Raw genomic sequence first — 26882 nt, 5'->3', positions numbered from 1 at the left:
CTCGTCGTCGGCGCAGAGGAGACCGCCGTAAGCGAAAGTCATAGGCCGGGACCCTCCTGCGGACGCAGGCGGCCCGCCCCGGGCCCGTGTTGGATGGGGGCATGCCCCTCGCACTCCCCCGCCCGCACCGCGACGACCTGCGCATCGCCGTGGGCGGCCTGCTCGGCGGGGTGCTGCTGTGGGCGCTCGGGATCCATCCCCGGCTGGCGTCCGACAGCCTGGTGCTGTGGGAGGCGCCGTGGGCACCGCTGGTGCCGCTCGCGGTGACCGCCGCCTGCGAGCCGCTGCGCCGCATCCGGCCGCGCACCGGGCTGCTGATCGGCACGCTCGCGCTGGCCCTGGACACGGTGACGCTCGGCAGCATCGTCACGGTCGTGCTGTACACCGACCTGATGTACGCGGCCGTCCTGTACGGCACTCCGGCCTCCGCCCGCCGCATCCCGTGGATCACCGGCATGCTGACGGTCGTCGGCGGGATCGTCCCGGCGGCGCTCTGGCGCGACCCGCAGGGGCTGCTGATCGGCGTGGGCGTCGGGGTGGTGGCGCTGGCCCCCGCCGCCACCGGCGCCCTGGTGCGCAACCACCGCGACGCCGCCGAGGCCGCCCGGCTGCGCGCGGAGCAGACCGCGCTTCTGGCCGAGATGGACCGGACCCAGGCGGTCACCGCCGAACGGGCCCGGATGGCGCGGGAGTTGCACGACATGGTCGCCAACCACCTGTCGGCCATCGCCATCCACTCCACGGCCGCTCTCTCCCTCGACGACCCGGAGACCTCCCGGGACGCGCTGGCCGTCATCCGGGAGAACAGCGTCGAGGGGCTGGCCGAGATGCGGCGGCTGATCGGCATCCTGCGCGACAGCAGCGGGGACCGGGAGCCCGCCGCGTCCCCCACGCTGGACGGGCTCGGCTCGCTGGTCGACAGGGCCCGGGCGGGCGGCCTGGACGTCACGCTCGACGCCGGCCACGGCAGGGTGCCGACGCCCGTGGAGCTCGCCGCCTACCGGATCGTGCAGGAGTCACTGACCAACGCCCTGAAGCACGCGGCGCCGGGGAGCGTCCGGGTCTCGCTCCGGCAGCGGGACGGACGGCTGGACATCCGGGTGACGAGCCCCTACCGGCCGGGCGACGGCCCGCGCGCACCCGGCTCCGGTTCCGGTCTGACCGGGATGCGGGAACGGGCCGCGCTGCTCGGCGGCACGTTCGAGGCCGGACCGCGGGGCACCCTGTGGGCCGTACGCGCCACGCTTCCGCTCACCGAAGGAGACCCCGCATGATCCGTGTCCTCGTCGCCGAGGACCAGTCCGCCGTCCGCGCCGGACTCGTCCTGATCCTGCGCAGCGCTCCGGACATCGAGGTGGTCGGCGAGGCCGCGGACGGCGAGCAGGCGGTCGAGCTGACCCGGAGCCTGGGTCCGGATCTGGTCCTGATGGACGTGCAGATGCCCCGGCTGGACGGGGTGTCCGCGACCCGGCGGATCGTCGCCGAGCGGCTCGCGGACGTGCTCGTGCTCACCACCTTCGACCTCGACGAGTATGTGTTCGGGGCACTGCGGGCGGGCGCGGCCGGGTTCCTGCTGAAGAACACCGAGGCGCGGGAGCTGCTGGAGGCGGTGCGGACGGTGGCGCGCGGTGAGGGGATCGTCGCGCCGGCCGTGACCCGGCGGCTGATCGCCGAGTTCGCCGCGGGTCCGGCGCGGGAGACGGCGGCCGGCCCGGCCGTGCTGGAGGACCTCACCCGGCGGGAGCGGGAGGTACTGGGCTGTATCGGCGAGGGCCTGTCGAACGCGGAGATCGCGGCCCGGCTGGACATGGCGGAGGGCACGGTGAAGACGCACGTCAGCCGGTTGCTGGCCAAGCTGGGGCTGCGCAGCCGGGTGCAAGCGGCGGTCCTCGCCCGGCAGTTGGGGGTATAGCGCGGCTCGCCCAGGAATGGTCCAGACCTATTGACGGGTGGTCCAGACCTTTCTACCCTCGCAGCACCGTGGGCGTGAAGGCTCAGTCATGCCCCTGACACCCCCGACGACGAGGGAGGCGCAGCATGCGCTTCAGACACAGAGCCGCGGCAGGGTTCGCGACCCTGTTGCTCCCCCTGGCCGGCCTGGTCGGACTCGCGAGCCCGGCCCAGGCGGCGGCGAACGCGACGGCCGGCTTCACCAAGACGAGCGACTGGGGCACCGGCTTCGGTGGCCAGTGGACCATCAAGAACACCGGTACCAGCAGCATCAGCTCCTGGACCGTCGAGTGGGACTTCCCCTCCGGCACCTCGGTCACCTCCGCCTGGGACGCGGACGTCACCGGCTCCGGCACCCACTGGACCGCGAAGAACAAGTCCTACAACGGCACCCTCGCCCCGGGTGCCTCCGTCTCCTTCGGCTTCAACGGCGCGGGCTCCGGCTCCCCGTCCAACTGCAGGCTCAACGGCGACAGTTGCGACGGCACGACGGTCCCCGGCGACGCGGCCCCCTCCGCCCCCGGCACCCCGACCGCCTCCTCGGTCACCGACACCTCGGTGAAGCTCTCCTGGAGCGCGGCCACCGACGACAAGGGCATCAAGAACTACGACGTCCTGCGCGACGGCACCAAGGTCGCCACGGTCACCACCACGTCGTACACCGACACGGGCCTGACCGCCGGCACCGACTACTCCTACACCGTGCAGGCCCGTGACACCGCCGACCAGACCGGGCCCGTGAGCGGCGCGGTCAAGGTGCACACCACCGGCGGCGGCACCACTCCCCCGCCCACCGGCGACAAGGTCAAGCTCGGCTACTTCACCGAGTGGGGCATCTACGGCCGCAACTACAACGTCAAGAACCTGGTGACGTCCGGCTCCGCCGCCAAGATCACGCACATCAACTACGCCTTCGGCAACGTCACCGGCGGCAAGTGCGCGATCGGCGACTCCTACGCCGACTACGACAAGGCCTTCACCGCCGACCAGTCGGTCAGCGGCGTCGCCGACACCTGGGACCAGCCGCTGCGCGGCAACTTCAACCAGCTGCGCCAGCTGAAGGCCAAGTACCCGAACATCAAGGTGCTGTGGTCCTTCGGCGGCTGGACCTGGTCCGGCGGCTTCGCCGACGCGGCCAAGAACCCGGCCGCCTTCGCCCAGTCCTGCTACGACCTGGTCGAGGACCCCCGCTGGGCCGACGTCTTCGACGGCATCGACATCGACTGGGAGTACCCGAACGCCTGCGGCCTGACCTGTGACACCAGCGGGGCCGCCGCCTTCAAGAACGTGATGTCCGCGCTGCGCGCCAAGTTCGGCTCGAACAACCTGGTCACCGCGGCCACCACCGCCGACGGCTCGGCCGGCGGCAAGATCGAGGCCGCGGACTACGCGGGCGCCGCCCAGTACGTCGACTGGTACAACGTGATGACGTACGACTTCTTCGGCGCCTGGGACGCCAAGGGCCCGACCGCCCCGCACTCCCCGCTCACCTCGTACGACGGCATCCCGAAGGCGGGCTTCACCACCGCCGACGCGATGGCCAAGTTCAAGGCGATCGGCGTGCCCGCGAAGAAGCTGCTCATCGGCATCGGCTTCTACGGCCGCGGCTGGACCGGCGTCACCCAGGACGCCCCGGGCGGCACGGCCACCGGTCCCGCGACCGGCACCTACGAGCAGGGCATCGAGGACTACAAGGTCCTCAAGACGTCCTGCCCGGCCACCGGCACCGTCGCCGGCACCGCCTACGCGCACTGCGGCAGCAACTGGTGGTCGTACGACACCCCCGCCACCATCGCCTCGAAGATGGCGTGGGCCAAGAACCAGGGCCTCGGCGGCGCGTTCTTCTGGGAGTTCAGCGGTGACACCAGCAACGGTGAACTGGTGAACGCGATCAGCAGCAACCTGTAGAAGCGAAGAGCACCACTAAGCGACGTTGACGCTCCCCCAGACTTCGTCCGGGGGGACCCCCACCCAGAGGGTGAACGTGGCTACGCCACGTTCACCCTCTGTCCGGGCGGGGCTGCCTCCAGCCACGCGAGAAATCCGGTCAGCGCGTCTTCGCTCATGGCGAGTTCCAGGCGCGTGCCCCGGTGCGTACAGGCCAGCACCACCGCGTCGGACAGGAGCGCCAGCTCCTCCTCGCCCTCGGGCAGCCGGCGCCCGGCCACCTCGATCAGCCCGCGCTCCAGGACGCGGCGGGGGCGGGGGGCGTAGGAGAAGACCCGGTACCACTCGATGCGGTCGCCGTTGTAGCGGGCGACGCCGTAGGACCAGCCCTTGCCACCCGTGTCCGGTTTCTCCGGCAGGTCCCAGCGCAGCGAACAGTCGAAGGTGCCGCCGGAGCGCTGGATGAGCCTGCGGCGCAACCCGAACAGGAACAGTCCCACCACCACGAGCGCGACCACGATCCCGCACACAGTCAGAGCGAGGACCATCGGCACCGACCTCCTCGTCTCCTAGGTAGAACTGCTTCTACGACTGAGTAATGAAACGGAAAAAACACCCACATCTGCCTCAGCCGCGACCGGCACCGGATTGCTCCGGGCCGGCCGCGGCTGAGTGACGTCAACGTACAGCGCGGCTGGTTCAGCGCGCCGTCGCAGCACGCAGGCGGACATCCGCGCGGCGCTCGGCGACGGCGTCGCCCTCCGCCTTCGCACGCTCCAGTTCCCGCTCCGTGCGCTGGACATCGATCTCGTCCGACAACTCGGCGATCTCGGCCAGCAGGGACAGCTTGTTGTCCGCGAACGAGATGAAACCGCCGTGCACCGCGGCGACGACCGTTCCACCATCACTCGTACGGATGGTCACCGGGCCCGACTCCAGCACACCGAGCAGCGGCTGGTGACCGGGCATGACGCCGATGTCGCCGGACGTGGTGCGCGCGACGACCAGGGTGGCCTCGCCGGACCAGACCTGGCGGTCGGCGGCGACCAGCTCGACGTGCAGCTCAGCAGCCAAGGGTGGCTCCTCGGGTCACCACCCGGCAGGGGCGCCGGGTGTTGGGGTCAATTCTAGTGGGCGTGAGTGAGGGGGCGGGACGCACCCCGCCCCCTCATGACTCAGGCGAGTGCCCGAAGTCAGGAGACGCCCAGCTCCTTCGCGTTCTTCTTCAGGTCCTCGAGACCACCGCACATGAAGAACGCCTGCTCGGGGAAGTGGTCGTACTCGCCGTCGCAGATCGCGTTGAACGCGGCGATCGACTCGTCGAGCGGCACGTCCGAGCCGTCCACACCGGTGAACTGCTTGGCGACGTGGGTGTTCTGGGACAGGAAGCGCTCCACACGACGGGCACGGTGGACGACGAGCTTGTCCTCCTCGCCGAGCTCGTCGATACCGAGGATCGCGATGATGTCCTGGAGGTCCTTGTACTTCTGCAGGATCGTCTTCACGCGCATGGCCGCGTTGTAGTGGTCCTGCGAGATGTAGCGCGGGTCCAGGATCCGGGACGTGGAGTCCAGCGGGTCCACGGCCGGGTAGATGCCCTTCTCGGAGATCGGACGGGACAGAACCGTCGTCGCGTCGAGGTGGGCGAAGGTGGTGGCCGGGGCCGGGTCGGTCAGGTCGTCGGCGGGGACGTAGATCGCCTGCATCGAGGTGATCGAGTGACCGCGGGTCGAGGTGATGCGCTCCTGGAGGAGGCCCATCTCGTCGGCCAGGTTCGGCTGGTAACCCACCGCGGACGGCATGCGGCCGAGCAGCGTGGAGACCTCGGAACCGGCCTGCGTGAAGCGGAAGATGTTGTCGATGAAGAACAGCACGTCCTGCTTCTGGACGTCACGGAAGTACTCGGCCATGGTCAGGCCGGCCAGCGCGACGCGCAGACGGGTGCCCGGGGGCTCGTCCATCTGACCGAAGACCAGCGCGGTCTTGTCGATGACGCCCGAGTCGGACATCTCCTCGATGAGGTCGTTGCCCTCACGGGTGCGCTCACCGACGCCGGCGAACACGGAGACACCGTCGTGGTTGTTGGCGACGCGGTAGATCATCTCCTGGATGAGCACCGTCTTGCCGACGCCGGCGCCGCCGAACAGACCGATCTTGCCGCCCTTGACGTACGGGGTCAGCAGGTCGATGACCTTGACGCCGGTCTCGAACATCTCGGTCTTCGACTCGAGCTCGTCGAAGTTCGGGGCCTTGCGGTGGATGGACCAGCGCTCGCCCTCGTACTGCTCGTCGACGTTCAGGACCTCACCGAGGGTGTTGAACACCTTGCCCTTGGTGAAGTCGCCGACCGGGACGGTGATGCCGTCGCCGGTGTCGACGACCGGGGCCTGGCGGACCAGACCGTCGGTCGGCTGCATGGAGATGGTGCGGACCAGGCCGTCACCCAGGTGCTGGGCGACCTCCAGGGTCAGCGTCTTCTTCTCGCCCGCGTTGGCCGGGTCGGCGACCTCGACGTGGAGGGCGTTGTAGATGTCCGGCATCGCGTCGACGGGGAACTCCACGTCGACGACCGGGCCGATGACCCGGGCGACGCGGCCCGTAGCCGTCGCGGTCTCAACAGTGGTGGTCATTTATCGGTCACTCCCCGCGGTCGCGTCGGCCAGGGCGCTCGCGCCACCGACGATCTCGCTGATTTCCTGGGTGATTTCGGCCTGGCGGGCCGCGTTGGCAAGACGGGAGAGCGTGTTGATCAGCTCACCCGCGTTGTCGGTGGCCGACTTCATCGCGCGCCGCGTCGCGGCGTGCTTCGAAGCGGCCGACTGGAGCAGCGCGTTGTAGATACGGCTCTCCACGTAGCGCGGCAGCAGGGCGTCGAGGACATCCTCCGCCGAGGGCTCGAAGTCGTACAGCGGAAGGATCTCCCCCTTGGGGTGAGCCTCCTCGGCGACCTCTTCGAGGCGCAGCGGCAGCAGCCGGGCGTCGAGCGCCGTCTGCGTCATCATCGAGACGAACTCGGTGAAGACGATGTGGAGTTCGTCCACACCACCCTCGGCCGTCTCCTTCTCGATGGCCTCGATCAGCGGCGCCGCCACCTTCTTGGCGTCCGCGTACGTCGGCTCGTCGGTGAAGCCGCTCCACGACTCCGCGATCTTGCGCTCACGGAAGTTGTAGTGGGCTACACCGCGCCGGCCGACGATGTACGTGTCGACCTGCTTGCCCTCGCGCTCCAGGCGCTCGGTGAGCTGCTCCGCCGCCTTGATGGCGTTGGAGTTGAAGGCGCCGGCCAGACCGCGGTCGCTCGTGAGGAGCAGGACCGCGGCACGGGTCGGGTTCTCCGCCTCCGTGGTGAGCGGGTGCTTGGTGTTCGAACCCGTACCGACCGCCGTGACCGCGCGCGTGAGCTCCTGCGCGTACGGCGTGGAGGCCGCCACCTTGCGCTGCGCCTTGACGACGCGCGAGGCGGCGATCATCTCCATCGCCTTGGTGATCTTCTTGGTCGCGCTGACGGATCGGATGCGACGCTTGTAGACCCGGAGCTGGGCTCCCATGAGTCAGGTCCTTCCTTACGTCACTTGGCGGCAGCGGCAGGAACGTCCTCGCCGAGCAGCTTGCCGTCGCTCGTCTCGAACTGCTTCTTGAACTCCGCCACGGCGTCGTCGATCGCCTGGATCGTGTCGTCCGACATCTTGGCGCCCTCCTTGATGGAGGTCATCAGGCCCTGGTGCTTCCGGTGCAGGAAGTCCAGCAGCTCCCGCTCGAAGCGGCGGATGTCGGCGACCGGCACGTCGTCCATCCGGCCGTTGGTGCCGGCCCAGACGGAGACGACCTGGTCCTCGGTGGCCATCGGCTGGTACTGGTCCTGCTTCAGCAGCTCGACCATGCGCTGACCGCGCTCCAGCTGCGCCTTCGAGGCCGCGTCCAGGTCGGAACCGAAGGCGGCGAACGCCTCCAGCTCACGGAACTGGGCGAGGTCCACGCGGAGGCGGCCGGAGACCTGGCGCATCGCCTTGTGCTGCGCGGAACCACCGACTCGGGAGACGGAGATACCGACGTTCAGCGCGGGACGCTGACCGGCGTTGAACAGGTCCGACTCCAGGAAGCACTGGCCGTCGGTGATGGAGATGACGTTGGTCGGGATGAACGCCGAGACGTCGTTGGCCTTGGTCTCGACGATCGGCAGACCGGTCATCGAACCGGCACCCATGTCGTCGGAGAGCTTGGCGCAGCGCTCCAGCAGCCGGGAGTGCAGGTAGAAGACGTCACCCGGGTAGGCCTCACGGCCCGGCGGGCGGCGCAGCAGCAGCGACACGGCACGGTAGGCGTCGGCCTGCTTCGACAGGTCGTCGAAGATGATCAGGACGTGCTTGCCCTGGTACATCCAGTGCTGGCCGATGGCCGAACCGGTGTACGGCGCCAGGTACTTGAAGCCGGCCGGGTCGGACGCCGGGGCGGCGACGATGGTCGTGTACTCCAGCGCGCCGTTCTCCTCCAGCGCGCGGCGCACGCCGGCGATGGTGGAGCCCTTCTGGCCGATGGCGACGTAGATGCAGCGGACCTGCTTCTTCGGGTCGCCCGAGCGCCAGTTGTCGCGCTGGTTGATGATCGTGTCGACGGCCAGGGCGGTCTTGCCGGTCTGGCGGTCACCGATGATCAGCTGACGCTGACCACGGCCGATCGGGGTCATCGCGTCGACGGCCTTGTAGCCCGTCTCCATCGGCTCGTGCACCGACTTGCGCTGCATGACCGTGGGGGCCTGCAGCTCGAGGGCGCGGCGGCCGTCGGTCTCGATCTCGCCGAGGCCGTCGATCGGGTTGCCGAGCGGGTCGACGACGCGGCCGAGGTAGCCCTCGCCGACCGCGACGGAGAGGACCTCGCCGGTGCGCGTGACCGGCTGACCCTCCTCGATGCCGCTGAACTCACCGAGGACGATGGCGCCGATCTCGCGCTCTTCCAGGTTCAGCGCGAGGCCGAGGGTGCCGTCCTCGAACTTCAGCAGTTCGTTGGCCATGGCCGAGGGCAGGCCCTCGACCTTCGCGATACCGTCGCCGGCAAGGGTGACCGTACCGACCTCCTCGCGCGAGGCCGCGTCCGGCTTGTACGACTGGACGAAGTTCTCCAGCGCGTCCCGGATCTCCTCCGGCCGGATCGTGAGCTCCGCCATCTGGGTTCCCTGCTCTCCTTGTTGGGCCCGAAGTTTCACTTTGGGGGGATGGGGACTCCCCCCAACAGGAGGTGAATCCTCTGCACGGCCCAACCAGGGCCGTAAGTACGTACTGCTCTTCTCGAAATATCGAGTTGCTGCTAGCTCGCCATGCGGCGGGCGGCCTCGTCCAGCCGGTCCGCGAGCGAGCCGTTGATGACCTCGTCACCGACCTGCACCCGGATCCCGCCGACGACCTCGGGGTCGACGTCGAGGTTGAGGTGCATCCGACGCCCGTAGAGCTTGGTCAGGGCGGCACCGAGGCGCTCGCGCTGCCCGTCGCTCAGCGGCACCGCCGAGGTGACGACGGCGACCATGCGGTTCCGGCGTTCGGCGGCGAGCTTGGACAGGGACTCCAGTCCCGTCTCCAGGCTACGTCCACGCGGCGCGGTCGTGAGGCGCGTCACCAGCCGCTCGGTGGCCGGCTTGGCCCGGCCGCCCAGCAGCCGGTGCAGCAGCTCCGTCTTGGCCGAGGCGCCGGCGGCACGGTCGGTGAGCGCGGCACGCAGCTCGGTGTTGGAGGAGACGATCCGGCCGAACCGGAACAGCTCGTCCTCGACGTCGTCGAGGGTGCCCGTCTTCTCCGCGGCCGTGAGGTCGGCGATGTTCGCCAGCTCCTCCAGCGCGTCCACCAGGTCGCGCGGCTGCGACCAGCGGGACCTGGCCAGTCCGGACACCAGGTCGGCGGCGGTGCCGCTGACCTGGCCGCCGATCAGGCGCTGGACCAGCTGCGCCTTGGCCTCCCCGGGCTGCGCCGGGTCGGTGAGGACCCGGCGCAGGCCGGCCTCGCGGTCGAGCAGCGCGGTGACGGCCGCCAGCTCGTCCGCGAGCTTCGCGGCGTCGACGGACGTGGAGTCCGTCAGCGCGTCGAGACGCTCACGTGCGGCTGCCAGGGCCTCGCGGCTCGCTCCGTTCATCGCGTGGCCTCGGCCTTCTCCTCGAGCTCGTCGAGGAAGCGGTCGATCACACGGCTCTGGCGGGCGTGGTCCTCGAGGGACTCGCCGACGAGCTTGCCGGCCAGCTCGGTGGCGAGCTTGCCGACGTCCTGACGCAGCGCGGACGCGGCGGCCTTGCGGTCGGCCTCGATCTGGGCGTGGCCGGCGGCGACGATCTCCTCGCGCTGCCGCTGGCCCTCGGCCCGCATCTCGGCGATGAGCGCGGCACCCTGCTCCTGCGCCTCCTGGCGCAGGCGCGCGGCCTCGTGCCGGGCCTCGGCGAGCTGGGCCCTGTACTGCTCAAGGACGCTCTGGGCCTCGGTCTGCGCGGCCTCGGCCTTTTCGATACCGCCCTCGATGGCTTCGCGGCGCTCTTCCAGAACCTTGCTGATGTTCGGGAGGAGCTTTTTGGCCAGGAAGCCGAAGACGATGACGAAGGCGATCAGGCCGATGACGAGCTCTGGGATCGGCGGGATGAGGGGGTTTTCGGCCTCCTCAGCCGCGAGCTGAACCAGGGGGCTCATATCAGTGCCTTTCGTCTATTGGTGCGCGACGGTCGGGTCAGGAGGTCGGGTAGACGAACGGCATGACCAGACCGATCAGGGCGAGCGCCTCACAGAAGGCGAAGCCGAGGATCTGGTTGGCGCGGATCAGGCCGGCCGCCTCGGGCTGGCGGGCGAGGGCCTGCGTGCCGTTGCCGAAGATGATGCCGATGCCGACGCCCGGGCCGATCGCGGCGAGGCCGTAACCGATCGAGCCGAGGTTGCCCTTGATCTGGGTGGCGGCGAGGGTGGCCTGCGCAAGAGCGGACATGCCGGTTCTTCCTTCTCTTTCAAGGACCGGTGGGGGTTGGCCACCGGATGACATGGGTGGTGGATCGGGTTGGCGCTCAGTGGTGCTCGGCGAGCGCGCCCTGGATGTAGCTGCAGGTCAGCAGTACGAAGACGTAGGCCTGCACAGCCTGGATGAAGAGCTCGAAGGCCGTCATCACGAGGACCATGACGAACGAGACACCGGAGTAGGCGATGCCGATGCCGTTCAGCATGTACCAGCTGGCGACGGTGAAGAGCAGCAGCAGGGTGTGACCGGCGAACATGTTGGCGAAGAGTCGCACGGCGTGGGTGAACGGCCGGACGATGAGGTTCGAGAAGAACTCGATCGTCATCGACAGCGGGAGCACCGGGCCGAGCGTCTTGTCGTAGCCCGTGACGTTCTTGAAGAAGCCGACGAAGCCCTGACGCTTGAAGGTCAGCACGACCCACGTGATGTAGACGATGCCGGCCAGGGCCGCAGGGTACGAGATGATCGCCGTGACCGGGAACTGGGCGACCGGGATGATCGACCAGAGGTTCATCATCCAGATGAAGAAGAACAGCGAGACGACGAACGGAACGTACTTCTCGCCTTCCTTCTTGCCGATGGTCTCGTAGACGACGCCACGGCGCACGAAGTCGTAACCGGCCTCGGCCACCAACTGGAGCTTGCCCGGAACGACCTTCGGCTTGGCGAAGGCGGCCCAGAAGAAGCCCACGATGATGATGGAACCGAGCAGCGCCAGCAGCATCGTCTTGTTGAAGTACACGTTGCTGTCCGCGTCGCCGAAGAGCGGCTTGAACAGGAACGAGTGCAGGCCCGGAGCCGGGAAGCCGCACCCGTCGAACAGGTGGCAGCTCGTGTCGAAAGCGAGCGTCTGCGTCGGGTCAGCACTCACCGCGGGCTCCTTCATCGTGGCGCATAGGTACGGCAACCTCGTTGTGTCGGCGCGGCGCACGGCCGCGGTTCGGCACGGGACTGGTGTTACGGATGTGGGGGCGGCTGTGGGGCATCTCGCCTCGCGATTGGGCAGGCGTCAGCTCAGATACCCGCGCCCGCGATGCCGCAGTTGGCACCGGACGATAGCAGCATCTCTCGTGCGCCTTTATCCCGGCCCTACCCCTCACGACGAGTGCCCTGTCTTCTCGGGCTTGTCGCCCTTCGACGAGGCATCGGGATCGACGTAGAGGATCTTGGCCTTCATGTGCGCACGCGTCTGCGCGGCGATCCATGTCAGGGTGGCGACCACGAGCACGATGGCGAAGGCACGCGGGTTGAACAGCGTCGTGTTCTTGAACAGGGCGACGAAGATGACCAGCAGCAACAGCTGAGCCGCGTAAAGCATCAGGCCCATCATCTGGAACAGCTGGGGAAAGGATCGAGCGGTGCGCTGGAGCACGTAGAGGCCGAGACCCATGAACGCGATCACCACCAGCGTCCCGACGACGGCCCCGATGGCCCCCTTGCCACCGGCGACCACCCCGCTGACAACGGCGGCGATCACGCCGACGGCAGCCGTGGGCACGGCGGCCTGGGCCAGGATCCGGACGTCATTGGACGGCATGGCGGCAACTCCGCTTTCACAGGGGGCAGGGTGTCGTCATGGACGAGCGTAGTCCCGGGCTGAGTGATCGAGACCTCACACCAATGGACCGTCGCACTCGGGTCCTTCGGTTCTATCCGGGGTTCTCGTGAACCGTATCACAAACTATTTGATGAGGTCTTTACCTGGTGGGTGTGCTTGCTGTCACACATGAGAGTGACAGTGCGCGTCTGTGCAAAAACCGCGCCCACTTGTCTGGTATTGGGGGTCTTTGCTCCCCCACGAGTTGGCAATGCTCTAGTCAGATTCTTACCTTGGTCGTCAACGGCGATCGAGGAATCGTGACCTGGCGCCGATCGCCGTCGCCCCGTTGACGCCCGCGGCACCGGCCGTGACCGGGGTCCGCTCCTCGCCACCCGGAGCCTCCGCTTCCGCGGCGGTGGCGGCCTCCGCCGCCGCGACGGCCTCGGGAGCCCGGCGGCGCCTGCGGTACCGCGGCGGCACGAACCGCTGGGCCCACACCGGCACCCGCGGGGTGAAGCGCGGGAGCAGCAGCAGGACCAGACCGACCGCGCTCAGGAAGACCACGCCCAGGACGATCCACATCGACGCCGAGTTGACCGAGTACGCCAGCGCCCCGAAGCCGATCAGCGCCGACCAGAAGTACATGATCAGCACGGCCCGGCTGTGCGAGTGGCCGATCTCCAGCAGGCGGTGGTGCAGGTGGCCGCGGTCGGCGGCGAACGGCGACTGGCCGCGCCAGGTGCGGCGCACGATCGCCAGCACCAGGTCGGCGGCCGGCACGGCGATGATCGTCAGTGGCAGCAGCAGCGGGATGTACACCGGGACCGTCTGGTGGACCGCCGCCTTCTCCGAACCCGTGAACAGCGCCAGGGCGTCCGGGTCCACCTGGCCGGTGATCGAGATCGCGCCGGCCGACAGCACCAGGCCGATGAGCATCGAGCCGGAGTCGCCCATGAAGATCCGCGCCGGGTGCATGTTGTGCGGCAGGAAGCCCAGGCACATGCCCATCAGGATCGCCGCGAACAGCGTGCCGGGGGCGGCGGCCTCGATGCCGTACGAGTACCAGATCCGGTAGGCGTACAGGAAGAACGCGCCCGCCGCGATGCACACCATGCCGGCCGCGAGGCCGTCCAGGCCGTCCACGAAGTTCACCGCGTTGATCGTGATGACCACCAGCGCGACCGTCAGCAGCGTGCCCTGCCACTGGGTCAGCGCGACGTTGCCGACGCCGGGGATGGGCAGCCACAGGATGGTCAGACCCTGCATGACCATCACACCCGCGGCGATCATCTGACCGCCCAGCTTGATCAGCGCGTCGATCTCGAACTTGTCGTCCAGGACGCCGATCAGCCAGATCAGGGCCGCGCCGGAGAGCAGCGCCCGCGGCTCGTTGGACTTCGCGAAGACCTCGTTGAGGTTGGTCAGGTGGTCGGCGACCAGCAGACCCGCGCACAGCCCGAAGAACATCGCGATACCACCGAGGCGCGGAGTGGGTTCCCGGTGCACGTCCCGGGCCCGGATCTCCGGCATCGCCCCGGCCACGATCGCGAACTTCCGTACCGGCCCTGTCAGGAGGTACGTCACCGCAGCCGTGATGCAGAGCGTCAGCAGGTATTCACGCACGGGCTTCCCCACAGGTCTCGCTGGCCATCACAGCCCCACACCCTAGCGACGGACGCATATGGATGAGGACTTCCGGGTAGCGACGATGGTTGCACGCGTAGCTGTGCACCCCCGTCGGCTACCCCGCTTCAGCCGGGATACGGCGGAAACTGGCCGGTGAGCGCCCGTACCTCCTCCCGTGCCGCGGCCGGCTCCGTCTCGCCGCGCAGCACGGCCGCCAGCAGCGCCGCGATCCGCACCATCTCCGGCTCCCCCATGCCCTGGGTGGTCACCGCGGCCGTGCCCAGGCGCAGCCCGCGGCCGTCGCCGTGCGGCAGCGCGCAGCAGTCCAGCACCAGGCCCGCCGCCAGCAGCCGGCCGCGGGCGGTACGGCCGTCCACACCGAGCGGGACGGGGTCGGCGGTGATCAGGTGGGTGTCCGTGCCGCCGGTCGTCACGACCAGGCCCTCCGCCGCCAGATGACCGGCCAGCACCCGCGCATTGGCGACCACCTGATGGGCGTACACGGTGAACGCCGGGGTCGCCGCCTCGCCGAACGCGACGGCCTTGGCGGCGATGGTGTGCATCTGGGCGCCGCTCTGGGTGAAGGGGAAGACGGCCCGGTCCACGCGCTCGGCCAGCTCCGCGCCGCACAGGATCATCCCGCCGCGCGGACCGCGCAGCACCTTGTGGGTGGTCGCGCACACGATGTCCGCGTACGGCACCGGGTTGGGCGCCGCTCCCCCCGCGACCAGACCGATCGGGTGCGCCGCGTCGGCGATCAGATAGGCCCCGACCTCGTCGGCGACCTCGCGGAAGAAGGCGTAGTCCAGGTGCCGGGGGTAGGCGATGGAGCCGCACACGATCGCCTTGGGCCGGTGGTTGCGGGCCAGATGGCGCACCTGCTCGTGGTCGATCAGCCCGGTCTCGGCGTCGACGCCGTAACCGACGAAGTCGAACCAGCGGCCGGAGAAGTTCGCCGGGGAGCCGTGGGTGAGGTGGCCGCCGTAGGGCAGGCCGAGGGCGAGGACGGTGTCGCCGGGGCGCAGCAGGGCCGCGTAGGCCGCCAGGACGGCCGAGGAGCCGGAGTGCGACTGGACGTTGGCGTGCTCCGCGCCGAACAGGGCCTTGGCCCGGTCGACGGCCGCGCGTTCGGCGATGTCGACCAGCTCGCAGCCGCCGTGGTGCCGGGCGCCGGGGTAGCCCTCGGCGTACTTGTTGGCGAGCGCGGAGCCGAGGGCGGCGAGCACGGCCGGCGAGCAGAAGTTCTCGGCGGCGATCAGCTGGAGCGTGGTCGACTGCCTCTCCAGCTCGGCCAGGAGGATCTCGGCCATCGCCGGGTCCTGCCGGCGCAAGACGTCGGTCTCAAGGGGATGGGTGACCGACATGGCGGGCTCCCGGGCGGTCGACGGTGACGTAACCCCAATGTAGGCCGGGCAGGTCCGGGGCGCCCGGTATTGCGGCCACGCGCCCTACGCTCGTGCCGGAACCCCGGTCAGCGCCGTCACCACCGGGTCCAGGGCGTCCCGTATCTCGTCGCCGATCGACCGGAAGAAGGTGAGCGGGGCGCCGTACGGGTCGTACACCTCGTCCGCCTCGGCGGTCGGGGCGAGCAGCCAGCCGCGCAGCGCCGCCGCCGCGCGGACCAGTGCCCGCGCCCGCATGACCACGCCGTCCTCCAACGGCGGCAGGGTGGCCGGATCTATCGCCCGGACCAGGCGGGTGAACTCCTTCAGGGTGAAGGTGCGCAGGCCCGCCGAATGGCCCATGGAGATGACCTGGGCGCGGTGGTCGCGGGTGGCGGTCAGCACCAGGTCGGCCATGATCACGTGCTCGTCCAGCAGCTCCCGGCCGACGAAGCCCGAGGCGTCCGCCCCGAACTCGGCCAGGACGGTCTCCGCGTGGGCCTCCATGGGCGCGCCCTCGTGCCCCCAGGTGCCGGCGCTCTCCACGATCAGCCCGCCGCCGAGCACGCCGAGCCGCTCCGCGACGAAGTGGCGGGTCAGCCGCTCGGTGATGGGCGAGCGGCACACGTTGCCGGTGCTGACGTGGAGGATGCGGAAGGTGTCGCGGGGAAACCCGAACGTGGTCGTCTCCTCCGCGCTGTAGCCCCCGCCGCCTATGCCACGCCCCGCTTCAGGGGCCGTCAATTCGCCACCTCAAGGTCGGGTACGACCTTGCGCAGCTCCTCCGCGGAGAGCGCGCCCGCGCGCAGCAGCACCGGCACCTCGCGCGAGACGTCCACGATGGACGACGGCACGTTCCCCGGGGTGGGGCCGCCGTCGAGGTAGACGGAGACGGAGTCGCCGAGCATCTCCTGGGCGGCGTCGCAGTTCTCCGGCGCCGGGTGGCCCGTCAGGTTCGCCGACGAGACGGCCATCGGGCCGACCTCGGTCAGAAGTTCGATGGCGACCGGGTGCAGCGGCATGCGCACGGCGACCGTGCCGCGGGTGTCGCCGAGGTCCCACTGGAGGGACGGCTGGTGCTTGGCGACGATCGTCAGGGCGCCGGGCCAGAACGCGTCGACCAGCTCCCAGGCCAGCTCGGAGAAGTCCGTGACCAGGCCGTGCAGGGTGTTCGGGGAGCCGATGAGGACGGGGGTGGGCATGTTGCGGCCCCGGCCCTTGGCCGCGAGCAGGTCGGCGACGGCCTCCGAGGAGAACGCGTCGGCGCCGATGCCGTACACCGTGTCGGTCGGCAGCACCACCAGCTCGCCCCGGCGGACGGCGGACGCGGCCTCGCGCAGACCCGTCACGCGGTCGGTCGCGTCATTGGTGTCGTATCGCCGTGCCATGTCTAGCTGGCCTCCTCGTACACGTACTGCGGGGTTGAGAACTGGGGGGTGCTCACGGCAGCGCCTTGCGGGCGGTGGCGAACCGCGGGCGGTTGTTGAGGTCGGGGTGATCGGCCGCGTCGGCCCAGCCCCGCTCCTCGGTGAAGATCCACGGCACCTGGCCGCCCTGGGTGTCGGCGTGCTCGATCACGACGACACCGCCCGGGCGCAGCAGCCGGTGCGCGGTGCGTTCGATGCCCCGGATGAGGTCCAGGCCGTCCTCGCCGGAGAACAGCGCCATCTCCGGGTCGTAGTCGCGGGCCTCCGGGGCGACGTACTCCCACTCGGTGAGCGGGATGTACGGCGGGTTGGAGATGACCAGGTCGACCTGGCCGTCCAGGTCCGGGAAGGCGGTCAGCGCGTCGCCCTGGCGCAGGTCGACACGGGAGCCGGCCATGTTCTTGCGGGTCCACACCAGGGCGTCCTCGGACAGCTCCACGGCGTGCACGCGCGAGCGCGGCACCTCCTGGGCGAGGGCGAGCGCGATGGCGCCGGAGCCGGTGCACAGGTCGACGATGCAGGGCTCGACCACGTCCATGGCACGCACGGCGTCTATGGCCCAGCCGACCACCGACTCGGTCTCCGGCCGGGGCACGAACACCCCCGGCCCGACCTGGAGCTCCAGGTACCGGAAGTAGGCCCGCCCGGTGATGTGCTGCAGCGGCTCGCGCTGCTCACGCCGGGCGATGACCTCCCAGTACCGGGCGTCGAAGTCGGCGTCCTTCACGGAGTGCAGTTCGCCGCGCTTCACGCCGTGCACGAACGCGGCGAGCTCCTCCGCGTCGGTGCGCGGCGAGGGCACGCCGGCGTCGGCCAGCCGCTGGGTGGCCTGGGCCACCTCCGCGAGCAGCAGGTTCACGCGAGTCCTCCGTGTCGTACTCGTGCTCGTGCGTGCGTACGGCGGTCAGGCGGCGGCGAGCTTCGCCGCCGAGTCGGCGTCGACACAGGCCTGGATGACGGCGTCGAGGTCGCCGTCCAGGACCTGGTCGAGGTTGTACGCCTTGAAGCCGACGCGGTGGTCCGAGATGCGGTTCTCCGGGAAGTTGTAGGTGCGGATCTTCTCGGAGCGGTCCACGGTGCGGACCTGGCTGCGGCGGGCGTCGGCGGCCTCCCTCTCCGCCTCCTCCTGCGCCATGGCGAGCAGCCTGGAGCGCAGGATACGCATCGCCTGCTCCTTGTTCTGCAGCTGGCTCTTCTCGTTCTGGCAGGAGGCGACGACTCCGGTCGGGATGTGCGTGATGCGCACGGCGGAGTCGGTGGTGTTGACGGACTGGCCGCCCGGGCCGGAGGACCGGTAGACGTCGATGCGGAGGTCGTTGGGGTTGATCTCCACGTCCACCTCCTCGGCCTCGGGGGTGACGAGGACACCGGCGGCGGAGGTGTGGATACGGCCCTGGGACTCGGTGGCCGGGACCCGCTGCACGCGGTGCACCCCGCCCTCGTACTTCAGCCGGGCCCACACGCCCTGGCCGGGCTCGGTCTGCCCGCGGGCCTTCACCGCGACCTGGACGTCCTTGTAGCCGCCCAGCTCGGACTCGGTGGCGTCGATGATCTCGGTCTTCCAGCCGACGCGCTCGGCGTAGCGCAGGTACATGCGCAGCAGGTCCCCCGCGAACAGCGCCGACTCGTCGCCGCCGGCGCCCGCCTTGATCTCCAGGATGACGTCCTTGTCGTCACTGGGGTCGCGCGGGACGAGCAGCAGGCGCAGCTTCTCGGTCAGCTCCTCGCGCTGCTTCTCCAGGTCCTTGACCTCGGCGGCGAAGTCGGGGTCGTCGGCGGCGAACTCGCGCGCCGTCTCGATGTCGTCGCCGGTCTGCCTCCAGGAGCGGTACGTGGCGACGATCGGGGTCAGCTCGGCGTAGCGCTTGTTCAGCTTGCGCGCGTTCGCCTGGTCGGCGTGGACCGACGGGTCGGCGAGCTTCTTCTCCAGGTCGGCGTGCTCGGCGACGAGTTCCTCGACGGCCTCGAACATCTTGGGCTCCTGTACTGCGGTGAAGGGAAGGGCGGGCGACCAAAAACGCCGGTCCCGGGCACACCCCCGTGAGGGCGTGACCGTGGACCGGCGAAATGGGGCTCGCTACTTCTTGGAGCCGGCGGCAGCCTTGCCGAAGCGGGCCTCGAAGCGGGCCACACGGCCACCGGTGTCGAGGATCTTCTGCTTGCCCGTGTAGAACGGGTGGCACTCGGAGCAGACCTCGGCCCGGATGGTGCCGGACTCGATGGTGCTGCGGGTGGTGAACGACGCGCCGCAGGTGCAGCTGACCTGCGTCTCGACGTACGCGGGGTGGATGTCGCGCTTCAAGGTGTCTCCTAGGTTTCGGGAGGGCGCCGGGTCGCCACCACGGGATGCGGGAGCGTGAACCGGAGCCGACGTACCAGTCTGCCAGGACTGGGGCCATCCCCCAAAACCGGGGGTGCGGTTGTTCTATTCCTGAGGCGCGCGCCCGGGTTCCCGCGCCCCCTACGGGGCGCTCACCACGCCGCCTGCCTCGCCGGTGGCCGTTCCCTTCGTGGCCGAGGCCGGGATCGGCCGGTCGTTCTTCAGGGCGTTCCAGACCGACTGGGCCTGGGTCCTGGCCAGGAGGACGCGGTTGGGGTTGGCCGGGTCGTACCGCACCGGCATCGTGACCATCTTCATACGGGACGGCCCGATGCCCTTCAGGCCGTCGGCGAAGTCGATCAGGGAGTTCACCGAGCCGAGGTCGGAGTCGGTGGTGACGGCCTTGGTGGCGGTGTCGGCGAGGTCGTACAGCTTCTTCGGGTTCGTGAAGACGCCGACGTGCTTGACCTGCTCGATCAGGGCCTTGATGAAGGCCTGCTGGAGCTGGATGCGGCCGAGGTCGGAGCCGTCGCCCACGCCGTGCCGGGTGCGGACCAGACCGAGGGCCTGCTCGCCGTCCAGGGTGTGGGTGCCGGCCTTGAGGTCCAGGTGGCTCTGCCGGTCGTCGATGTCCTTGGTGGTCGTGACCCGGACCCCGCCCAGGTCGTCGATGAGCTTCTGGAAGCCCTGGAAGTCGACCTCCAGGTAGTGGTCCATGCGGATGCCGGTGATCGACTCGACGGTCTTGACCGCGCAGGCCGCGCCACCGGTGGAGTAGGCCTCGTTGAACATCACCCCGGACGCGGCGGGGTGGACGGCGCCCTTGGTGTCGGTGCACTCGGGGCGGTCCACCAGGGTGTCCCGGGGGATGGAGACCACGCTGGCCCGCTTGTGGCCCTCGTACACGTGGACGATCATCGCCGTGTCGGAGCGGGCGCTGCCGTCGTCCGTGCCGCCACCGAGCTTCCTGTTCTTGCCGGAGCGTGTGTCCGAGCCGAGGACCAGGATGTTCTGGGAGCCGTTGTCGACCTTCGAGGGCCGGTCGCTGCCGAGGGCCTGGTTGATGTCGACGCTGTGGAGGTTGCCGTTGAGCTTGAAGTACAGGTACCCGGCGCCCGACCCGCCCAGCACCACCACGCCGGCCGCCGTCCAGGCGGTCGCGCGCAGCACCCTGCGCCCCGTGCTGGGCGCCTTGCGGCGGCGGCCCTTGCCCCGGCGGCGCGAGGTCGTGCCCGGCTCGGTTATGGCGGGCTGAGGCGTACTCTCGGCGACCACATCGCTCCTAGGTCTCGTCGGTCGGTTACCCCCTGAGGTCAGGGTCAGGCGCGGTCGTCACCGCTCCATCGTCGCTCCGCCCGGTCAGACGGGGGAACTCGGGAAAGGGTTGCACGACGCACCGCGCCCCCCGCGTACGGCGACGGGCACGCTGCGTAGTCGCCCGCTGCGGGTGCACGGCGCTCACCTGCGGATTCGGCGCCCGTGATCGCACACCTCGGAGCCGGTGCCCGCCGTGCCCCCTGTGGCAAAGATCTCGCTTGCGGCCTTTATGCCGGAAGCCCGCCCCCGTCGCTGCGGACGGGGGCGGGCTTCCTCAAGGACGAGCCGTCGGTCGGAACCGTCAGTCGCCGTTGCCGGGCGCCGGCGTCGTCTTCTGGATCTGCATCAGGAACTCGACGTTCGACTTGGTCTGCTTCATCTTGTCGAGAAGCAGCTCGATCGCCTGCTGCTGGTCCAGCGCGTGCAGGACGCGGCGGAGCTTCCAGACGATGGCCAGCTCCTCGTTGCCGAGCAGGATCTCCTCCTTGCGGGTACCGGACGCGTCCACGTCCACCGCCGGGAAGATGCGCTTGTCGGCGAGCTTCCGGTCGAGCTTCAGCTCCATGTTGCCGGTGCCCTTGAACTCCTCGAAGATCACCTCGTCCATGCGGGACCCGGTGTCCACGAGAGCCGTGGCCAGGATGGTCAGCGAGCCGCCGTCCTCGATGTTGCGCGCCGCACCGAAGAACCGCTTCGGCGGGTAGAGCGCGGTCGAGTCGACACCACCGGACAGGATGCGGCCGGAGGCCGGGGCGGCCAGGTTGTAGGCGCGGCCCAGACGCGTGATCGAGTCGAGCAGCACGACCACGTCGTGGCCCAGCTCGACCAGGCGCTTGGCCCGCTCGATGGCCAGCTCGGCGACGGTCGTGTGGTCCTCGGCCGGACGGTCGAAGGTCGAGGAGATGACCTCGCCCTTGACCGACCGCTGCATGTCGGTGACCTCTTCCGGACGCTCGTCGACGAGGACGACCATCAGGTGGCACTCGGGGTTGTTGTGCGTGATCGCGTTGGCGATCGCCTGCATGATCATGGTCTTACCGGTCTTCGGCGGGGCCACGATCAGACCGCGCTGGCCCTTGCCGATCGGCGAGACCAGGTCGATGATGCGGGTCGTGAGGACACCCGGGTCGGTCTCCAGACGGAGCCGGTCCTGCGGGTAGAGCGGGGTCAGCTTGTTGAACTCCGGGCGGCCACGGCCGTGTTCGGGCGCCATGCCGTTGACGGAGTCCAGGCGGACCAGCGCGTTGAACTTCTCGCGGCGCTCGCCCTCCTTCGGCTGGCGGACGGCACCGGTGACGTGGTCGCCCTTGCGCAGGCCGTTCTTGCGGACCTGGGCGAGGGAGACGTACACGTCGTTCGGGCCGGGCAGGTAGCCGGAGGTCCGGATGAAGGCGTAGTTGTCGAGGATGTCCAGGATGCCCGCGACCGGGATCAGGACGTCGTCCTCGGCGAGCTGCGGCTCGGCGATCTCGTCGCGGCCACGACGGCCCCGGCGGTCGCGGTAGCGGCCGCGACGGCCGCGCCGGCCGCCCTCGAAGTCGTCGTCGTCCTGCGGACCGGTGTTGCGGTCCTGACGGCCGCCGCCCTGCTGCTGGCCCTGCTGCTGACGGTCCTGACGGCCGCCGCCCTGACCCTGCTGGTCGTCACCCTTGTTGCGGCGGTCGCGGTCGCGGTCACGGTCCCGGCCGCGCTCGCGGCGGTCCCGGCGGCCACGGCCCTCGCCGTCGGCGTCGCCCTTGGCCTCGCCCTGCGGCTGCGACTGCTGCTGCGCGGGCGTCTCGGCCTTGGGCTCGCTCTTGGCCTCGGCGGCGACGGTGTCGGCGCCGTTCGCGGCCGGGCTGCCCGCCTCGGCGGTGGCGCGGCGGCGACGGCGCTCGGTCGGAACGTCGTCGGAGGCCGGCTGGCCGGGGATCTCGATCTGCTGCTGGGCCACGGCCTTCTCGGCGGGGGCCTCGTTCTTGGCCTCCCCCTTCTTCGCCGTGCTCTCGCCGCTCTCGGCGGACTCGCCGGTGCGGGCCTTGGAGGTGGCCCGGCGCTTCGGCTTGGTCTCGGTGGCGGTGTCGGCCTTGGCAGCGGGGGCACCCCCGGCGGCCTGCGCCTCCTTGATGACCTCGATCAGCTGGCTCTTGCGCATCCGCGCGGTGCCCCTGATGCCGAGGCCCGAGGCGACCTGCTGCAGCTCGGCCAGCACCATGCCCTCGAGGCCGGTACCGCGGCGCCGCCGGGAGCCGGCACCGGTGGCAGGCGCGGAGGCGTCCGTGGCGGGCGCGGCAGCGGTCTCCTCGACACGTGCGCCCATCAGATCGGTGGTGTCGCTCACGAAGGGTCCTTCCCTGGAGCGGACGTCGGCCTGTCTGGCTCGGCGACCGGTTGTGCTGTCCGGCTACGGTCCTGTCTTCTGTGAACCGTGCCGGGGCGGTGGTCCGCCAAAGCGGCGGAAGAAATGTGCGGTGATGGCGCTTCCGCGAGCCGTGGCACCCAGTGTCACGTGGCGTGGTAGCACCGATTCCGAAGCGTGCCCGGCGGCCCGCTCAGTGCTCGCATACGACGTACTGCCCAGGTACGGCGCAAGGAACACGGAGTGGCGCGGGAGGCTCCCGGAAGAATGTCTGTCCCGGACGGGGACACGAGGCACCTCGCCATGGTGGGGTCGGGTGCAGACTTGAGGTTAACACTACCGGATCCAACAAACATTCCCCCTCTCCAAATCCGGCAACCGTGTGTCAGGTCGCAAGCGGCAGCACGCTCGCTCCCTGGACGTCGAGGTCCAGCCGGTTGGCGGCCCAGCCCTCACCCGCGAGGTGGGACACCTTGTCGGCGCTGCCGGCGTCGGCGAGCGCCATGACGGTGGGCCCGGCGCCCGAGATCACGGCCGGGACGCCGTCGGCGCGCAGCCGCTCCACCAGCGCGGCGCTCTCCGGCATGGCCGGCGCGCGGTACTCCTGGTGCAGGCGGTCCTCGGTGGCGGGCAGCAGCAGCTCGGGGCGCCTGGTCAGGGCCTCGACGAGCAGAGCGGCGCGGCCCGCGTTGGCGGCGGCGTCGACGTGCGGCACGGAGCGCGGGAGCAGGCCGCGCGCGGTCTCGGTCAGGACCGGCTTCCCGGGCACGAAAACCACCGGAACGATGGAACGGTGCGGCTCCATCCTGATGGCCCGCGCGGCGCCGGCCTCCATCCAGGACAGGGTGAAGCCGCCGAGCAGACAGGCGGCCACGTTGTCGGGGTGGCCCTCGATCTCGGTGGCCAGCTCCAGCAGTGCCGCGTCGTCCAGACGGGCCTCGCCGCCTATGGTCACCGCGCGGGCGGCGACGATCCCGGCGCAGATGGCGGCGGAGGAGGAGCCGAGGCCCCGGCCGTGCGGGATGCGGTTGGCGCAGACGATCTCCAGGCCCCGGGGCTGCCCGCCCAGCAGGTCGAAGGCGGTGCGCAGGGAGCGGACGAGGAGGTGGCTCTCGTCCCGCGGAAGGGTCTCGCTGCCCTCTCCCGCGATGTCGATGTGCAGCCCGGAGTCGGCCACCCGGACGACCACGTCGTCGTACAGCCCCAGCGCGAGGCCCAGGGCGTCGAAGCCCGGACCGAGGTTGGCGCTGGTGGCGGGAACGCGCACCCGGACGGCGGCGGCGCGGAACGCTGGACCGGCCATCGCTCGTTGACTCTCCTTGAGCTGCGTGACTGTCGAAGACATTCGATACGTACGTAAGACCCTCGGGCCGCGCGGCCGGCGCGGCGTCGCCCATGTGCGAGGACGTGGGCGACGGGCGGGGTTCGGTACAGCCTATCGAAGGAAGGTTCTGTGGCGACATAGGGCGCACAGGAGGCGCACGATGCGTGTCGCAAGCCCCCTGTGCACCCTGTCAGGGATGTCGCGGATGTCGCGGACCGGGCCGCTCAGGACCGGTGCCCGGGCGCTCCCGAGCTCCGGCCCGGACTCCGGCTGCCGCCGGGCCGGGGCCGAGGCCGGTGTTCCGGCTCCGGCTCCGGCTTCGGCTGCCGCTGCGGCCCGGGCTCCGGCTTCCGTGACGGGGCTTCCGGCGCTCAGGCCAGGCCGAGGCGCTCGGCCGCGGTGGCCGCGTCGACCGGGACGGTGACCGGCTGCGGGGCGCCGGCGACGGCCCAGTCGGGGTCCTTCAGGCCGTTGCCGGTGACGGTGCACACGATGCGCTGGCCCGGGTCCACCTTGCCCTGCTCCGCGGCCTTGAGCAGACCGGCCACGGAGGCGGCGGAGGCGGGCTCCACGAAGACACCCTCCTGCGCGGCCAACAGGCGGTAGGCGCGCAGGATCTCACGGTCCGTCACCTCGTCGATGGCACCGCCGGACTCGTCCCGCGCGGCCAGGGCGTAACTCCAGGACGCGGGGTTGCCGATGCGGATGGCGGTGGCGATGGTCGACGGGTCCTTGACGACCTCGCCCCGCACGATCGGAGCACTGCCGGACGCCTGGAAACCCCACATACGAGGGGTTTTGCCGGCGATGCCGTCGGCCGCGTACTCCTGGTAGCCCTTCCAGTAGGCCGTGATGTTGCCCGCGTTGCCGACCGGGAGGACGTGGATGTCGGGCGCGTCGCCGAGCATGTCCACGATCTCGAAGGCGGCCGTCTTCTGGCCCTCGATGCGCACCGGGTTGACCGAATTCACCAGCGCCACGGGGTAGTTCTCGCTCAGTGCGCGCGCCAGCGTGAGGCAGTCGTCGAAGTTGCCGTCGACCTGGAGGATCTTCGCGCCGTGCACGAGGGCCTGGCCCATCTTGCCGAGGGCGATCTTGCCCTGCGGGACGAGCACGGCGGAGACCATGCCGGCCCGCACGGCGTACGCGGCGGCGGAGGCGGACGTGTTGCCGGTGGAGGCGCAGATGACGGCCTTCGCCCCCTCCTCCTTGGCCTTGCTGATGGCCATGGTCATGCCGCGGTCCTTGAAGGACCCGGTGGGGTTGGCCCCCTCCACCTTCAGGTGGACCTCACAGCCCGTGCGCTCGGAGAGCACCTGCGCGGGCACGAGGGGCGTGCCGCCCTCACGGAGCGTCACGACCGGCGTGGTGTCGGATACCGGCAGCCTGTCCCGGTACTCCTCGATGATTCCGCGCCACTGGTGGGTCATTGCTGGTTACTCTCCTTCAACCCGCATGATGCTGGCGACACCCCGCACGGTGTCGAGCTTGCGCAGTGCCTCGACGGTCCCGGAGAGGGAGGCGTCGGAGGCCCGGTGGGTGACGACGACGAGGGAGGCCTCGCCGTCCTTGCCCTGCTGCCGAACGGTGTCGATCGACACCCCGTGCTCGGCGAAGACGGTGGCGACCTGGGCGAGCACGCCCGGTTTGTCGGCCACGTCGAGGCTGATGTGGTACCGGGTGACGACCTCGCCCATCGGGGAGACGGTCAGGTCGGCGTACGCCGACTCACCCGGCCCGGTGGCGCCGTTCAGCCGGTTGCGGCAGACGGCGACCAGGTCGCCGAGCACGGCCGAGGCGGTGGGCGAACCGCCGGCGCCCGGGCCGTAGAACATCAGCTGCCCAGCGGCGTCGCTCTCCACGAAGACGGCGTTGTACGCGCCGCGCACGGAGGCGAGCGGGTGGCTGAGCGGGATCATCGCGGGGTGCACGCGCGCCGTGACGGACGAACCGTCCGCGGACCGCTCGCAGATGGCGAGCAGTTTGATGGTGCAGCCCATCTCCTTGGCGGAGCGGAAGTCGGCGGCGGTGACCTCGGTCATGCCCTCGCGGTAGACGTCGTCGAGGCGCACGCGCGTGTGGAAGGCGATCCCGGCCAGGATGGCGGCCTTGGCGGCGGCGTCGAAGCCCTCGACGTCGGCGGTCGGGTCGGCCTCCGCGTATCCCAGGGCGGTGGCCTCGTCCAGGGCCTCCTGGTACCCGGCGCCGGTCGAGTCCATCTTGTCGAGGATGAAGTTGGTGGTGCCGTTGACGATGCCGAGCACGCGGTTGACCTTGTCGCCGGCGAGCGATTCGCGCAGCGGCCGGATCAGCGGGATGGCACCGGCGACGGCGGCCTCGTAGTAGAGGTCGCGGCCGTGCTCCTCGGCGGCGGCGTGCAGGGCGGCCCCGTCCTGGGCGAGCAGGGCCTTGTTGGCGGAGACGACGGAGGCGCCGTGCTCGAAGGCGGCGGTGATGAGGGACCGGGCGGGCTCGATCCCGCCGATGACCTCGACCACGACGTCGATGTCCCCGCGTTTGACGAGAGCGGTGGCGTCGGTGGTGACGAGGGAGGGGTCGATGCCCTCACGCACCTTGGCGGGCCGCCGTACGGCCACGCCCGCGAGCTCCACGGGCGCCCCGATCCTGGCGGCGAGGTCGTCGGCGTGCGTCGTCATGATGCGCGCCACCTCTGAGCCGACCACTCCACAGCCCAGCAGCGCCACCTTCAGCGGACGCGTACGCATCATCCGACCTCGTTTCCTCTTACCGTCTACGGTTGGACCAGTCTCACTCACCGGACGGGAGTTTCTACCC

25 protein-coding genes are annotated in these 26882 nt (G+C 70.2%); 3 read left to right on the top strand and 22 right to left on the bottom strand.

Annotated features, from left to right (window positions below):
- Window positions 1-101: 101 nt before the first annotated feature.
- The 3 genes from ABZV94_RS18030 (at window position 102) to ABZV94_RS18020 (ending at window position 3858) form a co-directional block, all read left to right on the top strand.
- Window positions 102-1274: a histidine kinase gene (locus tag ABZV94_RS18030; protein ID WP_356341315.1), complete on the top strand. Its 1173-nt coding sequence runs from the start codon at window positions 102-104 to the stop codon at window positions 1272-1274.
- The gene (locus ABZV94_RS18025; protein WP_356341314.1) at window positions 1271-1912 is read left to right on the top strand and encodes a response regulator transcription factor; all 642 of its coding nucleotides are present in this window, start codon (window positions 1271-1273) and stop codon (window positions 1910-1912) included. Before ABZV94_RS18030 ends, ABZV94_RS18025 begins: the two co-directional genes overlap by 4 nt.
- Window positions 1913-2037: 125 nt before the next feature.
- Window positions 2038-3858, top strand: a complete 1821-nt coding sequence (locus ABZV94_RS18020) for a glycoside hydrolase family 18 chitinase (RefSeq protein ID WP_356341313.1) — start codon at window positions 2038-2040, stop codon at window positions 3856-3858.
- Window positions 3859-3938: 80 nt separating this feature from the next.
- Here the strand turns inward: ABZV94_RS18020 and ABZV94_RS18015 are convergent, their stop codons facing one another.
- The 22 genes from ABZV94_RS18015 to ABZV94_RS17910 form a co-directional block, all read right to left on the bottom strand.
- A complete protein-coding gene (locus ABZV94_RS18015; protein WP_356341312.1) occupies window positions 3939-4385 on the bottom strand; it encodes a DUF2550 domain-containing protein in 447 nt (148 codons plus the stop codon).
- Window positions 4386-4536: 151 nt separating this feature from the next.
- Window positions 4537-4911 (bottom strand): F0F1 ATP synthase subunit epsilon, encoded by a 375-nt coding sequence (locus tag ABZV94_RS18010; protein WP_356341311.1) that lies wholly within the window; start codon window positions 4909-4911, stop codon window positions 4537-4539.
- A 119-nt stretch (window positions 4912-5030) separates the two neighbouring features.
- The gene (atpD, locus tag ABZV94_RS18005; RefSeq protein WP_014675014.1) at window positions 5031-6467 is read right to left on the bottom strand and encodes a F0F1 ATP synthase subunit beta; all 1437 of its coding nucleotides are present in this window, start codon (window positions 6465-6467) and stop codon (window positions 5031-5033) included.
- On the bottom strand, window positions 6468-7385 hold the full coding sequence (locus ABZV94_RS18000) for a F0F1 ATP synthase subunit gamma (RefSeq protein WP_356341310.1): 918 nt from the start codon (window positions 7383-7385) through the stop codon (window positions 6468-6470).
- Between the two features lie 20 nt (window positions 7386-7405).
- Complete coding sequence (gene atpA / locus ABZV94_RS17995; RefSeq protein ID WP_356341309.1) at window positions 7406-8998, bottom strand: F0F1 ATP synthase subunit alpha; 1593 nt, start codon at window positions 8996-8998, stop codon at window positions 7406-7408.
- Window positions 8999-9138: 140 nt separating this feature from the next.
- The gene (locus ABZV94_RS17990) at window positions 9139-9954 is read right to left on the bottom strand and encodes a F0F1 ATP synthase subunit delta (RefSeq protein WP_356341308.1); all 816 of its coding nucleotides are present in this window, start codon (window positions 9952-9954) and stop codon (window positions 9139-9141) included.
- Window positions 9951-10496 (bottom strand): F0F1 ATP synthase subunit B, encoded by a 546-nt coding sequence (locus tag ABZV94_RS17985; RefSeq protein WP_356341307.1) that lies wholly within the window; start codon window positions 10494-10496, stop codon window positions 9951-9953. Before ABZV94_RS17985 ends, ABZV94_RS17990 begins: the two co-directional genes overlap by 4 nt.
- A 37-nt stretch (window positions 10497-10533) precedes the next feature.
- Window positions 10534-10785, bottom strand: a complete 252-nt coding sequence (gene atpE / locus ABZV94_RS17980) for an ATP synthase F0 subunit C (RefSeq protein ID WP_093499060.1) — start codon at window positions 10783-10785, stop codon at window positions 10534-10536.
- A gap of 76 nt (window positions 10786-10861) precedes the next feature.
- A complete protein-coding gene (gene atpB / locus ABZV94_RS17975; protein ID WP_356341306.1) occupies window positions 10862-11698 on the bottom strand; it encodes a F0F1 ATP synthase subunit A in 837 nt (278 codons plus the stop codon).
- Between the two features lie 210 nt (window positions 11699-11908).
- Window positions 11909-12349 (bottom strand): hypothetical protein, encoded by a 441-nt coding sequence (locus tag ABZV94_RS17970; protein ID WP_356341305.1) that lies wholly within the window; start codon window positions 12347-12349, stop codon window positions 11909-11911.
- A gap of 300 nt (window positions 12350-12649) precedes the next feature.
- A complete protein-coding gene (locus ABZV94_RS17965) occupies window positions 12650-13975 on the bottom strand; it encodes an MraY family glycosyltransferase (RefSeq protein ID WP_356341304.1) in 1326 nt (441 codons plus the stop codon).
- Window positions 13976-14103: 128 nt separating this feature from the next.
- A complete protein-coding gene (glyA, locus tag ABZV94_RS17960) occupies window positions 14104-15342 on the bottom strand; it encodes a serine hydroxymethyltransferase (RefSeq protein ID WP_356341303.1) in 1239 nt (412 codons plus the stop codon).
- An 84-nt stretch (window positions 15343-15426) separates the two neighbouring features.
- Window positions 15427-16104, bottom strand: coding sequence for a low molecular weight phosphatase family protein (locus tag ABZV94_RS17955; protein ID WP_030656097.1), 678 nt, complete (start codon window positions 16102-16104; stop codon window positions 15427-15429).
- Window positions 16101-16748: an L-threonylcarbamoyladenylate synthase gene (locus ABZV94_RS17950; protein ID WP_356341302.1), complete on the bottom strand. Its 648-nt coding sequence runs from the start codon at window positions 16746-16748 to the stop codon at window positions 16101-16103. The genes ABZV94_RS17955 and ABZV94_RS17950 overlap by 4 nt, the downstream gene beginning before the upstream one ends.
- Window positions 16749-16800: 52 nt before the next feature.
- Window positions 16801-17646 carry a peptide chain release factor N(5)-glutamine methyltransferase gene (gene prmC / locus ABZV94_RS17945; RefSeq protein ID WP_030656095.1) on the bottom strand — a complete coding sequence of 282 codons (846 nt, stop codon included), beginning with the start codon at window positions 17644-17646 and terminating at the stop codon, window positions 16801-16803.
- Window positions 17647-17691: 45 nt separating this feature from the next.
- Window positions 17692-18759: a peptide chain release factor 1 gene (prfA, locus tag ABZV94_RS17940; protein WP_356341301.1), complete on the bottom strand. Its 1068-nt coding sequence runs from the start codon at window positions 18757-18759 to the stop codon at window positions 17692-17694.
- Between the two features lie 105 nt (window positions 18760-18864).
- Window positions 18865-19089, bottom strand: coding sequence for a 50S ribosomal protein L31 (rpmE, locus tag ABZV94_RS17935; RefSeq protein WP_014675000.1), 225 nt, complete (start codon window positions 19087-19089; stop codon window positions 18865-18867).
- A gap of 159 nt (window positions 19090-19248) precedes the next feature.
- A complete protein-coding gene (locus ABZV94_RS17930) occupies window positions 19249-20382 on the bottom strand; it encodes an LCP family protein (protein ID WP_356341300.1) in 1134 nt (377 codons plus the stop codon).
- Between the two features lie 343 nt (window positions 20383-20725).
- Window positions 20726-22744 carry a transcription termination factor Rho gene (gene rho, locus ABZV94_RS17925; RefSeq protein ID WP_356341299.1) on the bottom strand — a complete coding sequence of 673 codons (2019 nt, stop codon included), beginning with the start codon at window positions 22742-22744 and terminating at the stop codon, window positions 20726-20728.
- Window positions 22745-23147: 403 nt separating this feature from the next.
- Entirely contained in the window at window positions 23148-24065 is a 918-nt protein-coding gene (gene thrB / locus ABZV94_RS17920; RefSeq protein WP_356341298.1) for a homoserine kinase, read from the bottom strand.
- Between the two features lie 392 nt (window positions 24066-24457).
- Complete coding sequence (gene thrC / locus ABZV94_RS17915; RefSeq protein WP_356341297.1) at window positions 24458-25516, bottom strand: threonine synthase; 1059 nt, start codon at window positions 25514-25516, stop codon at window positions 24458-24460.
- A gap of 6 nt (window positions 25517-25522) precedes the next feature.
- A complete protein-coding gene (locus ABZV94_RS17910; protein WP_356341324.1) occupies window positions 25523-26812 on the bottom strand; it encodes a homoserine dehydrogenase in 1290 nt (429 codons plus the stop codon).
- Window positions 26813-26882 lie beyond the last annotated feature (70 nt).

Origin of the sequence: Streptomyces sp. NPDC004658, from assembly GCF_040609555.1 — a bacterium.
Classification (GTDB): Bacteria; Actinomycetota; Actinomycetes; order Streptomycetales; family Streptomycetaceae; genus Streptomyces.
The sequence above is the reverse complement of the archived record's forward strand: the minus strand, read 5'-3'. Positions and strand labels throughout refer to the sequence as shown.